Source organism: Wolbachia endosymbiont (group B) of Chorthippus parallelus, from assembly GCF_947251815.1.
Taxonomy (GTDB): domain Bacteria; phylum Pseudomonadota; class Alphaproteobacteria; order Rickettsiales; family Anaplasmataceae; genus Wolbachia.
Genome location: NZ_OX366390.1, coordinates 1,192,822 through 1,208,468, shown reverse-complemented (window position 1 = coordinate 1,208,468; position 15,647 = coordinate 1,192,822). Strand labels below are relative to the sequence as shown.

At 34.0% G+C, this 15,647-nt stretch carries 15 protein-coding genes and 1 pseudogene; 12 read left to right on the top strand and 4 right to left on the bottom strand.

Features of this window, described 5'->3' with window-relative positions; all coding sequences use genetic code 11:
• The first annotated feature begins 40 nt into the window (after window positions 1-40).
• The 4 genes from OPS21_RS05570 to fumC all read left to right on the top strand — a co-directional run bounded on the left by OPS21_RS05570 (window position 41) and on the right by fumC (window position 6,042).
• Entirely contained in the window at window positions 41-2,839 is a 2,799-nt protein-coding gene (locus OPS21_RS05570; protein WP_264337077.1) for a PD-(D/E)XK nuclease family protein, read from the top strand.
• A 215-nt stretch (window positions 2,840-3,054) separates the two neighbouring features.
• Complete coding sequence (locus OPS21_RS05565) at window positions 3,055-3,594, top strand: ankyrin repeat domain-containing protein (protein WP_264337078.1); 540 nt, start codon at window positions 3,055-3,057, stop codon at window positions 3,592-3,594.
• A gap of 238 nt (window positions 3,595-3,832) precedes the next feature.
• The gene (locus tag OPS21_RS05560; protein ID WP_264337079.1) at window positions 3,833-4,465 is read left to right on the top strand and encodes an ankyrin repeat domain-containing protein; all 633 of its coding nucleotides are present in this window, start codon (window positions 3,833-3,835) and stop codon (window positions 4,463-4,465) included.
• A 188-nt stretch (window positions 4,466-4,653) separates the two neighbouring features.
• Window positions 4,654-6,042, top strand: a complete 1,389-nt coding sequence (gene fumC, locus OPS21_RS05555) for a class II fumarate hydratase (protein WP_264337080.1) — start codon at window positions 4,654-4,656, stop codon at window positions 6,040-6,042.
• Window positions 6,043-6,066: 24 nt separating this feature from the next.
• Here the strand turns inward: fumC and OPS21_RS05550 are convergent, their stop codons facing one another.
• The 3 genes from OPS21_RS05550 to OPS21_RS05540 all read right to left on the bottom strand — a co-directional run bounded on the left by OPS21_RS05550 (window position 6,067) and on the right by OPS21_RS05540 (window position 8,485).
• Complete coding sequence (locus tag OPS21_RS05550; RefSeq protein ID WP_264337081.1) at window positions 6,067-6,849, bottom strand: hypothetical protein; 783 nt, start codon at window positions 6,847-6,849, stop codon at window positions 6,067-6,069.
• Window positions 6,850-7,300: 451 nt separating this feature from the next.
• Entirely contained in the window at window positions 7,301-8,227 is a 927-nt protein-coding gene (locus OPS21_RS05545; protein ID WP_264337082.1) for a hypothetical protein, read from the bottom strand.
• 135 nt (window positions 8,228-8,362) lie between these two features.
• Complete coding sequence (locus tag OPS21_RS05540; RefSeq protein WP_264337083.1) at window positions 8,363-8,485, bottom strand: hypothetical protein; 123 nt, start codon at window positions 8,483-8,485, stop codon at window positions 8,363-8,365.
• 143 nt (window positions 8,486-8,628) lie between these two features.
• Here OPS21_RS05540 and OPS21_RS05535 point away from each other — a divergent pair, with 143 nt between their 5' ends.
• The 8 genes and pseudogenes from OPS21_RS05535 (at window position 8,629) to cgtA (ending at window position 14,514) form a co-directional block, all read left to right on the top strand.
• The gene (locus OPS21_RS05535) at window positions 8,629-9,270 is read left to right on the top strand and encodes an HAD family hydrolase (RefSeq protein ID WP_264720076.1); all 642 of its coding nucleotides are present in this window, start codon (window positions 8,629-8,631) and stop codon (window positions 9,268-9,270) included.
• A complete protein-coding gene (locus OPS21_RS05530; RefSeq protein ID WP_064085312.1) occupies window positions 9,270-9,743 on the top strand; it encodes an RDD family protein in 474 nt (157 codons plus the stop codon). The genes OPS21_RS05535 and OPS21_RS05530 overlap by 1 nt, the downstream gene beginning before the upstream one ends.
• A 53-nt stretch (window positions 9,744-9,796) precedes the next feature.
• A complete protein-coding gene (bfr, locus tag OPS21_RS05525; protein WP_010406741.1) occupies window positions 9,797-10,273 on the top strand; it encodes a bacterioferritin in 477 nt (158 codons plus the stop codon).
• 1 nt (window position 10,274) lies between these two features.
• Entirely contained in the window at window positions 10,275-10,886 is a 612-nt protein-coding gene (locus OPS21_RS05520) for an SURF1 family protein (RefSeq protein WP_039833846.1), read from the top strand.
• Window positions 10,887-10,895: 9 nt separating this feature from the next.
• Window positions 10,896-11,894 (top strand): recombinase zinc beta ribbon domain-containing protein, encoded by a 999-nt coding sequence (locus tag OPS21_RS05515; RefSeq protein WP_264337085.1) that lies wholly within the window; start codon window positions 10,896-10,898, stop codon window positions 11,892-11,894.
• Window positions 11,895-12,014: 120 nt separating this feature from the next.
• Window positions 12,015-12,163, top strand: a pseudogene (locus OPS21_RS05510) (WPE palindromic element domain-containing protein); the annotation flags it as partial.
• Between the two features lie 66 nt (window positions 12,164-12,229).
• Window positions 12,230-13,504 (top strand): phosphopyruvate hydratase, encoded by a 1,275-nt coding sequence (gene eno / locus OPS21_RS05505; RefSeq protein ID WP_264337087.1) that lies wholly within the window; start codon window positions 12,230-12,232, stop codon window positions 13,502-13,504.
• Window positions 13,492-14,514, top strand: coding sequence for an Obg family GTPase CgtA (gene cgtA, locus OPS21_RS05500; RefSeq protein ID WP_264337088.1), 1,023 nt, complete (start codon window positions 13,492-13,494; stop codon window positions 14,512-14,514). The genes eno and cgtA overlap by 13 nt, the downstream gene beginning before the upstream one ends.
• A 52-nt stretch (window positions 14,515-14,566) precedes the next feature.
• Here cgtA and OPS21_RS05495 read toward each other — a convergent pair whose 3' ends face one another.
• Entirely contained in the window at window positions 14,567-15,547 is a 981-nt protein-coding gene (locus OPS21_RS05495; protein WP_264337089.1) for a hypothetical protein, read from the bottom strand.
• Window positions 15,548-15,647: the final 100 nt, after the last annotated feature.

The following is a 15,647-nucleotide window of genomic DNA, read 5'->3' as shown; positions in this document are numbered from 1 at the left end:
TTTGCTGTACAATAATGCATCATACTAATTGTTATTTTTCATGGGAAAAGTTTTTACCATTAACGTAGATGCATCCTTTTTCGATGTTCTAGTTCAGCATATATTTTCTGAATATGAAAGAAAAGAAATTCCTCAAATAAAGATCATACTTCCATGCAAGAGGGATGTGATAGCATTGCTGGGTGCATTCAAGAGTTGCAGCGCTATAATTTTGCCAGAGATAGTTTCACTAGAGAATATTGATGAAGAAGATTTAATATTAAATCTTGATAGAGTTAAAGTTATCAACCCAACAAAAACAACACTGCTACTCATTCAATTTATATTGGAGTGGAATAAAAAAAACAATGATAATTTTCCAATCGATCTGGTTTACAGTTTGCCGTCATTGCTTCAATATACCCAAATAGAGGGTGATTATCAACTTGATGAGCACTCAAAAAAAGTAGGGAATTTCATAAATTTACTTATCAAAACTTGGAGTAAAACTTTAAAAGGTTTGGGAGTAATAGATATACTAAAGCATAAGAATGACTACATAAACAATATGATAAACTTCCTGCAGAAAGATCAGCATATGATCTTTATTGGAATTGGAAAGGGTGAAATCTACAAGTTATTGATTAAGGCTATATATGACCTGCCATTTGGAAAGATAATTCTACCTAACCTGAATTTGAAAATGAACGAAAAAGATTGGAAATCACTTGATAAAAAACACTATCAACATTGCCTGAAAGATTTACTCGATTATTTAAAAGTGGATAGAAGGGATGTTAGTTTTCTGTCAGAAGCGTGTTCTGGTGTCATCCCAGTGTCAAGCACTGGGATGACAGAAGAAAGGGCTGGGATAACAGGAAGTCCTGAGGAATATCTTGATTATATCTTCGATACAACTGCTGATCTAAGTGAAGTTGGTGGCGGATCAATTGAAAATATTGAAGTCATCACTTGTGATTCAAGGGAGGAAGAAGCACAAGTGACGTCACTAATTATAAAGAATGAAGGTTATGAAAACGTTTCTTTGTTTGTCTTTGATAAATTACTTGCAGATCGTATGGCGTGTACCATATCGGAAAACTATTCTTATATAACGCTCCTATTTTACAGCATTGAAGTTTTGACCTCAAATTGGAACAGTGTGGCACTGCTTTCGCTACTCAAACATAGTCTAGTGACTTTTGGTTACACTCAAGAAGAATACACTCGTATTTTATCTGAGTTTGAGATAGAAGTATTGCGTAGCTTTAATACAAATGGTCTTAAGGATATTATTAACGCTATTAATACTTGTAAAAAGCTAAGACATAAAGAAGATATATTAATTATTATCAGTAAGTTAAAGATTATATTTAATCCTTTACTGTATCTTGTAAATTATCCCATTTTTGATGTGGCATCAGCTCATTTGCAGTGTGTTAATGTCCTTTCTAATATCAATTTTTTAGAGCTAAATGGTGAAATAGGTAATTTTACTCGTGATTTCTTAAATGCATGTGAAGATGTAGCAATAAAATGCTCCTTAGAGTTATATAGCCAAATCCTGATATTATTTTTAAAAAGAAAATTTTTTTCTCCAGAAAATAACTTAGATAAATTCAGCTTATATCACAATAAGGTTGTAGTACTTGCTGGATTTAATGATATACCAAATTTTCAGAATCCGTTTTTGAGTGCACTGAATAGAGAAAAATTTAACCTTCCTTCTGTGCAAGAAGAGCAAGGGTACTTTTTGTATACTTTGCGCAATTTATTTGGTGCCGGCAAGGTTTATATTACGAGGCTAATTAGTGATAGAAAATCAATTCTATTACACCGTTGGGATATTCTGTTGCAAAGAACAAAATATCCTTACCGCGATTGGCTAAGAATATTAAATACACCTGAGTGTATTGTTCCATGTACTCAGCCTATGCCAAAACCTCAAGCCAAAGTCAGAGAAGAAAAAATGCAAGTGATGTCTTGCAGTGCAATAGAAAAGCTAATTCGTAATCCTTATTCGTTTTACGTTGAATATATACTGGGCCTTAAGCAATTGAGAGACTTGAATTTTAAGCCATCGATATTGGAGTTTGGCACTATGGTACACAATATTCTTGCAAGATATTTACGCAACGAAAAGTCGCTGATGAGTATTGCACGAGAAATATTCTCGTCTAATCGATTCCACTTTTCAAATATGTGGTGGGTAAGGTTGCAGAGGATAATTCAATCTTTTGTTGAGTTTGATAGGACTGGAAACAATCAAGTTGAGTTGGAGAAGAGCTTTTCCTATCCGATATTTCATATTCCAGCGCGTGACACACAACTGCGCGGATGCTGTACAACTTCCACTAAGAATAAGGGTGTCATCCCAGTGCTTGACTACTTGGATCCAGAAAATTTGATTGCAAATGAACACACCAGACAATTGTGTAATAAGAGCTGGTCAGATACTCGAATGACAGAAGAAATTTTATTGACAGCAAGATGTGATAGAGTTGAGTATCTACCAGGTGGGCAAGTAGCAATTATAGACTATAAACTTGGTTCACCACCTTCCAATGAGGAAGTTATGTCAGGATTTTTCCCGCAATTAATTTTACAAGCTTTAGCAGTGGAATACACAACAAAAAAAGAAGTCTCGGAGCTTGCTTATTGGAAACTTGATTATGATAAAATAAAGGTTATTGCTTTGAAAGATTATAGACAAAAAATGCATGAATTTCAGAATATTCTACCAGATTTCTTATCTAATTATTTAAGAGATACTACTCCCTTCATTGCCTCTCCTTATTTTGATAAATTCCTGAGATTTAACATCTACAAACAACTAGAAAGGATAGGGGAGTGGTTATAAATTATATCTCCTCTCATCCAGATCAAAATAGCTGGTTGTACAGCTGGTTTACTAAGTGCAGTAGGAGAATTACTAGATTGTGATATAGACTCATCTTTGCTAGACTCAAACAACCATAAAAAAACACTAAAAAGTGATTCAATCAATTTTAGCCATTAAAACTTGAATAGTGGCTAAAATAGCTTTAAATTGTATATTTATTTTAGGAGGGGTATATGCCATCACAAAAACAGCTAAATGCGCAGCTAATTGATGCTGCTAAAAAAGGACAGCTAGATTTTGTTCAGCAAGCTATACAGGGTGGAGCAATTATTAATACAATAATAGATGATGATTATGGGAGAACTGCTTTAATATGGGCTGCTGACAATGGTCAACTAGAGATATTACAATACTTGATAGAAGAGGGAGCAAATGTTAATGCAGAATCTCCGGGAAACATAACTGCTCTAATTCATGCTGCTGCCCATGGTCATCTTGAGGTAGTACAACTTCTAATAGCAAATGGAGCTGATTTAAATGTGAAACGTAAAGGTCAATTCTCTGCCCTAACATATGCTATTGTAAATGGCCATACGGAGATAGCAAAGCTTCTAACTAGATATCATTTAATAGCTAATCTTGATATGTCAATACCTCGCTTGCCTCTTCCTACTTGTATACCAGAGTTATCATCTTATTGGTATGACTGTAAGGATGAGCTCAATAAAATGAAGGAAGAAGATAGTGAATTATATAATTTTCTTGTAAGATAAGAGAATTAATGAACAGGTAAGAATTTGGACAGAGAGTGAGACAATACGAAATATTTCACAAGATAGATTAAATATAGAATACTCAATCTATGCTAAAGATTTAACAGGTAAAATAGAATTAGTGATATTTTTTCTTAACAACAGGGAAATAATCAATTCTTTATCGCGGTATTATAAGGTAAGAATTCAAACAATTGATCAGGTAAAAAGCTTACTTGATCGTTTCATAAGAGAGTATGTGGAACTTGAGGTAGAAATTGTTCCAGCACAATTAAACTTTAATACTCAAGAGTTACAACCCCCTACACTAAAAACATTATCATTTGCACAAATGATTAACAATCATGCAGGATTATTTTCAGCTGCTAAAAGTGGTCAATTAGAAACAGTAAGATACCTGATAGAAAAACAGAAAGAGGATATTAATGCAACAGATAACTATGGAAGAACTGCTCTAATGTGGGCTGCTGGAAGTGGCTATTTAGAGGTAGTAAAGTACCTGATAGAAACAGCAAAAGCAAATGTTAACGTGAAAGATAACTATGAGAACACTGCTCTGAATTATGCTACTAGAAACGGGCATTTAGATGTAAAAGAATATCTGAAAGGTTACATACAAAAAGAACTGCGGAAGAAATACGTCTGCATTGGCGTGAGTGGTGCAATAGGTTATGTTGCAGGTATGACAATATCATGTTCTGCGGGAGCAGCGATTGCAGTTTGTGCAGCATCAGCTACCATTAGTCTAGCGTTAGGTGCAATTTTTGGTTATACAGTTGTAGAAGTAAAAAAAGAGAAAGCAAACACAGGTATAGCTTCTGCGCTTAAAGATGTTTTCACTATTCAAGCTCTAAGTAGAATAGCCTTATAGAGAGTGAAAGTAGGTTTATTGCTTAAGGTTGCATGATTGCCTTAATAACAATAAAAAAATAATAGAAGCAAAAGATATGGCTTGAAAATTTTCTAAGGTCTTCACTAAAAATGTCTCAACTTGACACTGAAATACAATTTGATTTAATTAATTCATATATGTAGTGTCAAGCACTAGAATGAGGAAATATGGATAAAAAAGTTAGAATAGAATCAGATAGCTTAGGAGAAGTAAAAGTACCAAGTGAACATTACTGGGGAGCGCAGACTCAGCGTTCTTTGGAAAATTTCAAAATTGGTACAGAGAAAATGCCAGAGCCCCTGATTAAAGCGCTAGCAATAGTAAAACTTGCAGCAGCACGTGTTAACATGAAACAGGGTAGCATAGATAATAGAGTAGGGGATGCAATCTGCACAGCGGCACAGGAGGTAATAGACGGTAAATTTAATAATCAATTTCCGCTTGTTGTTTGGCAAACCGGTTCTGGAACGCAGACCAATATGAATGTGAATGAAGTGATCAGCAATCGTGCAATAGAAATTTTGGGCGGTGATTTAGGTAGTAAGTCTCCAGTGCATCCAAATGATCATGTAAACTGTGGTCAGTCATCAAATGACACTTTTCCAACAGCAATGCATATAGCAGTAGCAGAACAAATAGACCGCTTGCTTATTCCCAATCTTGAAGAATTATATAAAGCGCTAAATAATAAGGTTCATGAATTTAAAGATATAATAAAAGTAGGGCGTACTCATCTGCAAGATGCAACTCCTCTAACACTTGGGCAGGAATTTTCTGGCTATGCAGTTCAGATTAAAAAGGGAATAGAGAGAGTAAAGTCAACTCTAAGCAATGTATATGAACTTGCACAAGGTGGTACCGCGGTTGGCACGGGAATCAATACTAAAAAGGGTTTTGCTGAGGATTTTGCTAAAGAAGTGGCAAAAATCACTAATTTTCCATTTATTTCAGCAAAAAATAAGTTTGAAGCACTAGCAGCAAATGATGCTTTAGTTGAGCTCAGTGGAGCACTCAATACAGTAGCAGTAAGCTTGATGAAAATTGCAAATGATATAAGGCTACTTGGTTCTGGTCCAAGATGCGGGATTGGAGAAATAATGTTACCAGAAAATGAGCCTGGCTCTTCAATCATGCCGGGTAAGGTGAATCCAACTCAATGCGAAGCAGTGACTATGGTATGTGCTCAAGTTATGGGAAATCATGTTGCCGTGACAATTGGTGGCTCAAATGGTCACTTTGAATTGAACGTGTTTAAGCCGGTGATAATTTACAATGTTTTGCAGTCTATAAGACTTTTAGCTGATGCAAGTTTAAATTTTGCAGAGAAATGCGTAGTTGATATTAAAGCAAACGAAGAAAGAATAAAGGATTTACTAAATCAGTCGTTAATGCTAGTTACTATATTAAATACGCATATAGGATATGACAATGCAGCAAAAATAGCGAAGCTTGCTTATAAAGAAAATATCACTCTAAAAGAAGCAGCAGCAAAACTTCAACTGCTCACTGAGGAGGAGTTTGAAAGGATAGTGAAACCAGAGGAGATGGTAGGTTAATCTACCACCTTTTTTTGTCCCTAGTTAATTGTGGTAATATGTATGGAACTTTGCTGGTTGCTCTACATATACCTCTTCTAAATCACTTAGAGCGTGGTCATTGTGATTAAAGCCATATCTCTTAACCATCTCATCTAGCGTAACAGAGCTTAGAGAGAAACTGAACTCTGGCAATGGATTCACATTTGAGGATTGCAGACTAGTTACTCCATTTATCAAATAGTTATAATACTCTGGGGATAATTGCTCACCTTCTAGGCTATCTGATATATGCTCATTCGACGTTAAACTACTACTAACTGTCAAATTTTCTGTTACAGTATTGCGGAATTGATTATGGAATTCAGCAAAACCCAGAAATGGAATTACTGTTTGGCTACATGATTGATTCTCTTTGTCAGAAGAAAGTTCTAGTCTAGTATCAAATGTATGTTCAACAACTGTTTCCTCGAACGCAGGAGATATAAGAGAGAAATGTGCTGCTGGCAAATCATCTCTGTTTTGTACTAACGGTTCATTGGAGTTTTCAGTACTTAAGTTGTTTGAACTCTCTTTATTGCTTAAGTAAAAATTCTTTAGGACAAGCTTAGCTTTGACAGTTGATTTTGTCTCTAAATTTACTTTATAATCTTCTTTTTGTTGGGGATTCAGTTGATTAAATAGAATTTTAAATAAAGTCGATGTGGGATTAATACAATCGAGTGTATTGAAAGCAGACTCCTTATCCTTTTGGAGTAACTCCTTGAAGATTTTAAGTGCTTCACCTTCACCTTTATCTTTCCTTAGTGAATTTAGTATGCCGGACATAGCTGAAGAGCCTTGAGGCTTTTCTTTAACATGCTTTATATATTGATTTTTATGGTTAGTGCTAAGGTTATTAAATGCTTTTCTAAATTTATTTGTTTAGTGAGAGTTAATTAACTTGTTTAAATTTTTCACCACTTCGTCGCTTATACTACCATGCATTTCTTTACCACCATCAAAGTTAATATATTAATATTATATGAGATTTAATGATAAAATCAATATAAAGTATTTAAAAATTAATTATTTTTATTATAAAAACAGGAATTCTATTAATTTTTTTTCCTGATTTGTGTCTGTTTTGCTTTCTATAGTTAACCCAAATTAGGTTTGCCGAAACAAATTTTATGAACAATTTAAGTTAGAGCGTGACGCTGGAATCTAGATTTTTAGCTATGGTCAAGCCATAGGATGACAAATTGGACCCCAGACTATGCAAGAAATCTAAGGCGAATTATCTTTTATGGTCTGTATTTGTTTTTTCTACTTTCGTGACAGGAGTTACCAATGAATTATCAATTTGCTTTAAACCTTCACTTGCGCTTTGGTCTTGATTTGAAAGGAGCTCATTTTGTTGTTGCCCTTCATCATTTGGCGTACTTTTTTGAGTAGTTCCTTTTATATCCTCTACACTCTTTTTATCTTTACCAAAAAGTTCTTTGAATATTTTCTTCAGAAAACGTACCAAAAAGCCTTCTTCTTTTTGATTTTCTTTCAATTGAGCTATATTTTTCTTTTCACTTAACTGAGATTTTTTATTATTAGATTTTTTTTCTGTAGCATTCCTATCCACTGAGACTTGTTTTAACGAAATTTCAGGCTTTTTGTCGCTAGGTTTATCTTTTATAGGATCTTTGCTTACTGAAGGTTGTAACTTAGTTACTGTATCTGTTTGAACAGAAATCTTTTCTTGTTGAAAGTTTCTATCTTCTGAAACAGATCTTCCAGAAGTATTTGTTTCGCTAACTGAGTCACGAATTTTGTCTGTTTGCACAGAAATCTTTTCTTGTTTATTTTGATCAGAAATTTTGCCTTCTAATGTAGTTTGAGATTTTTTATTACTTTCAAACTCTGCAACTTTTTTACTTGTAAAAACGTCTTTTCCTTCGAATTTTTGTTTAAATCCAGCAATCTTTTTAAAATCTTCAGCTATTTTTTTGGCTGCACGATCCATTCGACCTTCAAGATTATGAATCAATTTTTTAATAATCTTCACTTCATCTTTACGCCCTTTTTGAGCTTTAAGCTCCCGGTGCAATTCAACAATAATTTTTACTTTATCTTCCAATGAAGAATTTTCTGGAAAAACATCTTTAAGTTCCCGATTCAATTCGACGATCTTTTCAAAATCTTTAGCTACTTTTTTAGCTGCACGGTTCATTCGATCTCTAAGACTACGATTTAATTTTGCAATAGTCTTGATTTTATCTCCCAGTGAAGAATTATCTGCTGCAGAAATATCTTTTAACCTTTTCCCGGGATTTTCTTTGGTTACTTGCCTTTTGTAAGCTTTAAGTTACTGGCGGAAATCATTGATAATCTTCACTTTATCTTCCAGCGACGTACCTTCTGGAAAAGCACCAGCAAAGACATCCTTGAATTTCTTCTCAATATCTTGTGTATCTTTAAGCTGTGTCATACCCAACTAAATAAAAGCTTATACTAAAATCAGTATATTAGTTAATTATGTAAAAATGGTTAAGACACAAGGAGCACCTCATTTATGCTTTTTTCATCAAAATATCATTTACTTATTAACTTAAAATACGTCACAATATAAAAATGAAAAATAGCCCGTTAGCAGTAGTATTCGATTGGGATAATACCTTAGTTGACACTCAAGATAATATTTCTAATGCCATTCAGCATACCTTGAGTTCAATGGGGTGCAGCAACAAAGTTGCTGATAGAAATTCTCATGAATCAAGAAAGAGCTACATGGTCAATTTGTTTGGTGATCAGTGGAAAAAAGCGAATCAGATATATCAAAAATACCTAGATGATGCACTGTTACAAAATATTACTCTGAACGAAGGAGTAGAGAAAATGCTGCAGACACTCAAAAGCCACAATATTTACCTAGCAATAGTGAGCAATAAGAAAAATACTAATTTACGTCAAGAAGTTGCCTATTTTAAACTAGATTCTTACTTTGAAAGAATAGTTGGCTCATGTGATACTGCAGAAGATAAGCCATCTGCAACTCCACTGCTATTTGCACTGGAGGAGAGTACGTTACCTATAAATAGAGAAAATGTGTTTTTTGTTGGTGATAGCATCACAGACATTCTATGTGCACAAAATGCAAATTGCTTACCTATTGTATACGGACAATCAATAAGAGGTTATGAAGATTTGTTATATTTTCAACATTTTAATAAACTTACAGAATTCATAGTAAAGTATTTGAAAGATAGGTGGTAATGACAGAGATCGCTAGTGTACACAGGCGCTTTTGCGCATATTTAATAGATGTAGCAATTTTATTAATTCCAACCTTACTAATTGTGTTGTCATTAGGGGATTTTCCATTAATTTTACACCTGTCATACATGTGTATAAATTGTGGCTACTTTACATATTTTATATCTTCAACAGCTCAAGCAACTCCTGGTCAACAGTTAATGAATATATATACTATCACTTTAGATAGTTCTAAAATAGGTTTGAGCTTAGCATTTGATCGCACTATCTCTCAGTTTTTTCTTCCTATGCTAAATAATTCAATTATCACCTTTATCAAACTTTTTCAAACATCAGTAAATGCTTTAAGTACACTAGAAGTGATTATAGTGATGCTTACCTTCAGTTGGTATTTAGTTGCTTGCTTCTCTCAGAGGAAACAGGCATTTCATGATGTGCTATTTGATACGATTGTTGTGAGAAAAATGAATTGATGTTGCCTTGATTGTTATGTAGATTACATTGGTATATTAGCTAAAGAAAGGTTATGAATAAAGAAATAGTAGAACATTTAAATAAATTACTTACAAATGAGCTGACTTCTGTACGCCAGTATCTTTTGCATTCTGCGATTCTTAAAAATAGCGGAATCAATAAACTTGCAGAAAAGATGAGAAAGGAGCTTAATGAAGAACTTGAGCATGCAAATAGGCTGGCAGAAAGAATTTTACTGCTTAAGGGCATGCCAAATTTTCAAGATACAAATAAAATCTCAAAGTATGAAGGAAAGTTCACAAAAGATACAATGCAGAAAATCTTAGAAGATAATTCTAACTTAGAAGAAGAAGGTATCAAGGGCATCAAAGAGGCAATTTCCGTTGCTGAAAAAGAAAAGGATTTCGTGAGTGTAATGTTATTAGAAGGACTACTGAAAAATGAGGAAGAGCACTTACATTGGATCAAAGAACAGATTGACCTTATTGAGCTTATGGGTATTGAAAATTACTTGAGAACACAAATATAGAGTGTTAAGAAAAACAGTATTTATTTTCATTATACCTTTTTTACTTCTTTTTTCACTCGGGTTATGGCAGTTATTTAGATTGAGCTGGAAGAATAATATTATCAAAAATATGGATCTTCCAGTTATTCATCTACTGCCTAGTGATAATCTTTCAAAGTTTAACTACAGAAACGTTAAAATCGACGGAATTTTAAGTGATATAGAACTATATGTTTTCGCAGGTCAACGTGGCTATCATGTGCTGTCTCCTATGTTGCTTATCAATGGACATTACATGTTAATAAATAAAGGAATAGTCAGAGAAAAAAAAGAAGAAAAAGCAAAAATTGAAAAAGTAGCTGCTGATGGCGTTTTGTATTGTGATGGTAGCAAAAATTGGTTTATCAAAAATGATATTGCTTCAAATACATGGTTTACCCTAAGTACAGAAGAGATCTCCAATGAACTAGGTATTAAGCTAGAGAAATGTATATTGTGGCAAGATAATTTTGGTGGCAAATTGACTATACAGCCAATAAAGCATCTTGAATACGCAATTACTTGGTTTGCACTTTCCTTGATTTGGCTCATTATGTGCGTATTTTACTATAGGCAAAATATATATAAGTCGTAGAGATACAGTGTGGAAAAAGAAAAGCTACAAATAGAAAAAATGCAACAAAGTGGAAGAAAATACTTATTACAAGGGTTAGTGATATGTCAGTGTTGCAAATCCGTTTATTATGGAATGAGTAATGCTAAGGGAGGAAGAAGTTACTATCGTTGTCCTGGAAAACGTTTTGGTGAATGTAACAGCAAATCAATACGCGCGGATATACTAGAAGAGGTAGTATGGGAAGAAGTTAAGATGGTAAGAGAGCACATAACGAAGGAAAAGTGTGATTTATCAGAGGCAGATTGGGAGACTAAACTTAATATAATTAGAAAATTAGTTCAACGCATTGAAATTGATGATGATAATGTACATATAGTGTTTCGATTAAAAGAACTCGCTCTCGAAAGACAAAAAGAAGATGTTCAACCTTGTACCAGAATTATAAAGAATGTAGTGCTATCAAATGCAATAGGAATGCATAAAGTTAGCAATGCCCTGGCTGCAATATCAGTTGCAGTGAAACTTGGAATTAGTGATGAAGAGATTAAAAAAGGTCTTTTGGAATTTAAAGGAGTAGCAAGGAGATTTTCTTTAATTGCCGATATTAAAGGTGTTAAGTTAATTGAGGACTATGCTCATCATCCAAATGAAATACAAGCAACCCTGGCAGCAGCACGTTTGACCACTAAAGGAAAGGTAACAGGAATTATCGAGCCGCTTCGTTTTGCTCGTGTTCGTAATTTTTTTGATGAGTTCGTACGAATTTTCATGATGTTTGATTATGTAATTCTCACTCCTGTCCATCCTCCAGAAGATAAGCCTATTCCTGGCTGTGGAATTGATGATATACAAAAAGCCTTGATCAGTAATGGGTTTAATGATGTGAAGATTATGAATGATGCTTTACTCATTTCACATTTTATTAGTAATTCGACAAGTTCAGGAGATGTAGTATTATTTATTGGTGCTGGTAGTAATATAGCTAAACTAGCGAAAGAAACTGCAAAGCTGCTGCTAGTAAAATAAACTTAAGCATTGGTGATTTATATGATAAAATTGTGTAGTAAAACTGGATCCCATTGTCTAGGCAAACAACTGTACAGACATTGCGATATGGGGATAGCTTCCATTAAGAATGGTGTCATCCCAGTGCCCAGACACTGGGATCCAGAAGACTTAACTTTAAATAAGTGGCTGTATAATAAAAACTGGATTCCAGTGTCAAGCACTGGAATGACACCATCTGCTACTCAAATTATCTGTTTATCTGTAGGTTACAATGTTCGTACACTGAAATGTTACAGCGCTGGGGTGACATTTCCCGAACGTGAACACAATTGTGAATCTAGTGGAGGTTTAGCATGATGAAAAAGACGATCAGCAGTGTATTTGCAAGAGAAATTTTAGATAGCAGGGGTTACCCAACAATTGAGGTAGAAATAGAACTATGTGATGGAGCAACAGGTAGAGCCGCTGTCCCTTCTGGGGCTTCGACCGGTAAACTAGAAGCATTGGAGCTGAGAGATCAAGATGAAAAAAGGTATTGTGGTAAAGGAGTGCTGAAAGCTGTTCAATCTGTGAGTGAAGTGATAGCAAATAAAATCATTGGCATGGATGCAGCAAACCAGAGTGCAATTGATAAAGTTTTAATTGAACTAGATGGAACAAAAAATAAATCTAAACTTGGAGCAAATGCAACTTTGGGTGTGTCTCTTGCTGTTGCAAAAGCAGCAGCAAACAGTTTCAAAACACCGTTATATAAATATTTGGGCGTAGGGGAGAAGCAGATGCCAGTTCCGCTAATTAACGTCATTAATGGTGGAGTACATGCGGATAATAAACTCGATTTTCAAGAATTTATGATTCTTCCTGTTGGTGCTGAAACTTTCAGTGAAGCAATAAGAATATCTGCAGAGGTATTTCATAACTTGCGCAGCATTCTTAAGAAAAAAGGTTATAGTACAAACGTAGGAGATGAAGGTGGTTTTGCACCAAACATTGGAAGCACTGAAGAAGCTCTTAATTTGATAATTCAGGCTGTTGAATCTGCCGGTTATTCGATGAAAAATCACTTTGCACTGGGTCTTGATGTTGCTGCATCTACTTTTTATGAAGATGGAGTTTATAAATTTGAAAACAGAGAACTCACTTCAGAGGAATTGGTTCAGTATTATTTTGACCTTGTAGGCAAATATCCAATAATTTCTATAGAAGATGCAATGAATGAAGACGACTATGAAGGTTGGAAATTACTTACTGTAAAACTTGGGAATAAAGTTCAATTGGTTGGAGATGATTTATTTGTTACAAATTGTAAACTAATAAGTAAAGGAATAGAGGAGAAAATGGCAAATGCTGTACTAATCAAGCCAAACCAGATAGGAACACTTACGGAAACTTTTGCTGCTATTGAAATGGCAAAATTAAATGGCTACAGGGCTATTATTTCACATCGCTCAGGTGAAACAGAAGACACAACGATATCCCACATATCAGTTGCGTCGAATTGTGGGCAAATAAAGACTGGCTCGCTGTCGCGTTCTGATAGGCTTGCAAAGTATAATGAATTGATGAGAATAGAAAGTTCATTAGGAGAAAATGCTAAATATTATCGTGGGTTGGCATGGATTTCATAGATGAAGTTAAATTATATTTAAAAGCAGGTGATGGTGGCGATGGCTGCGCTAGTTTTCGTCGAGAAAAATTCGTTGAATTTGGTGGCCCAAACGGTGGTAATGGGGGCAGGGGAGGAGACATAATTTTCATCAGTGATGCAAATCTCAACACTTTGCTTAATTTTCGTTGTCGAAGACATATTAAAGCGAGTAGTGGAAAAAGTGGTACGAGTAGAGATAAATCTGGCACAGCAGGAAAAGATATTATACTTAAAGTTCCAGTTGGTACACAAATAATCGATGAAGAAAGTGAGGAAATAATAGTAGATCTTGATAAACCTGACATGGAATTTCAAGTAGTGAAAGGTGGAAAAGGTGGGCTTGGAAATACTAACTTTAAATCTGCTACTAATAGGGCACCAAGACATTTTACCCATGGTCAGCCCGGTGAAGAAAGAAATATAATATTGAAGCTAAAAGTTTTATCTGATGTTGGCATTATTGGTATGCCAAATGTAGGTAAATCTAAATTTTTAACCCGCTGCTCGAATTCTGATACGAAAGTAGGCGATTATGAATTTACTACTATAAGACCACATTTAGGTGTAGCAAAAGTGGATTATAGCGAAATTGTAATAGCAGATATTCCTGGAATAATCGCTGATGCTCATCTTGGAGTTGGGCTCGGACACAAATTTTTAAAGCACATAGAAAGGTGCAAAATTTTACTGCATTTAATTGATGTAACTCACGATGACATTATTTCAGCTTATAATTGTACGCATAATGAACTGAAGCTTTACAATAGCGATCTTGTTGAAAAAGAGGAAATTGTAGTGTTAAATAAATGTGACTTATTGGAAGAAACAGAAATTCTTGAGAAGAAGAATCATTTAGCCAATTATCTTGATAGAGAAGTACTGTGCTTATCAATCGACGATGATTTACAGCCCATTCTGAGGTTATTGAGTGAGAAAATGAAAAAAAGCGACCCTAAAAAAATTGATGTGTATGATCCTTTTAAGACATAAATTTTTTATTTAACAGTTGGTCACTTAAGGTAAATCCGATTCTTTCAGTATATTAAACACTGCAATTGACCTTGATCCCATTTTTAGCTATATTCACATTTGTAGGTGTCAATTCTTGGCTTGGGTAGCTTTGAATTTTCTTTAAGAACTTCGTATTGTCAATAAAAGCAACATCATTATGAGACCACATTTTTTTATGATCGAACATTTTTTTATTTAGAACTGCTACTAATTCACTTAGTGTAAGGTTAAATCTAATACCATCATTAGGGTCAAAAAATGTAAAATCATTGTTTCCATTCTTTCTTATTAACATAGAATGACCGTGAAATTGAGTTGTTGTTCTTTTAAAAGTGCAGAACTTGATATAATTTCCGGAACCAATACTATTAATATCTTTTTCAAGTATTTCTTTTTTTATACAATAAGACCCACTACTACTATTATAATTGATTATTTTTAGTTGATTAGGATATGTTAATATATTACAAGGATAAATTCCAAATAAAAATGCCAATGTTTTTTCGATTAAAGATGAGGTTTTTAATATGTGTGAATGTACTGTGTGTGTTTCTAGCTCACTGAGAATGTTTTCATATCTACTTTTTTCTGTAAGTTCTTGTGATGAGCCTATATCAAGTAGTAAATCGTGTTCAGTAACATAATTGCAAAGTATATCACATAACCCATCGAACTCTTTTTGAATTTTTGCAGTTAGGGGATATTTATAGTTAGAGGTTACATTTATTATGTCACCTTGTGAGAATTTTATATCTACTTTCTTTGCATAGAGATTGTTTATATCAAGCACATTTCCCAATCTGTTAATGTTGTTTCTAATAGCATAATACATTGAAAAAATACCAACCACAGCAGATAATAGAGCAACAACACATAGAATAATGATTGTAGGTAACGTTAAACTTAAGGCAATCATGGGCATTACTGATGCTATGAAAGCTACACCAGCTATTGTTGAAATAACCAGAAGATTAGTATTACTTTTGTTAAAGATCTCTCTACTTTTCTTCATAAGAAGAAGATTTTAATACTAAGAACTAATTTATACTACTATATGTAGTAGTAAATATCAATAGAAATATTATTAATAAATCAAATTCTTTTATATAAGA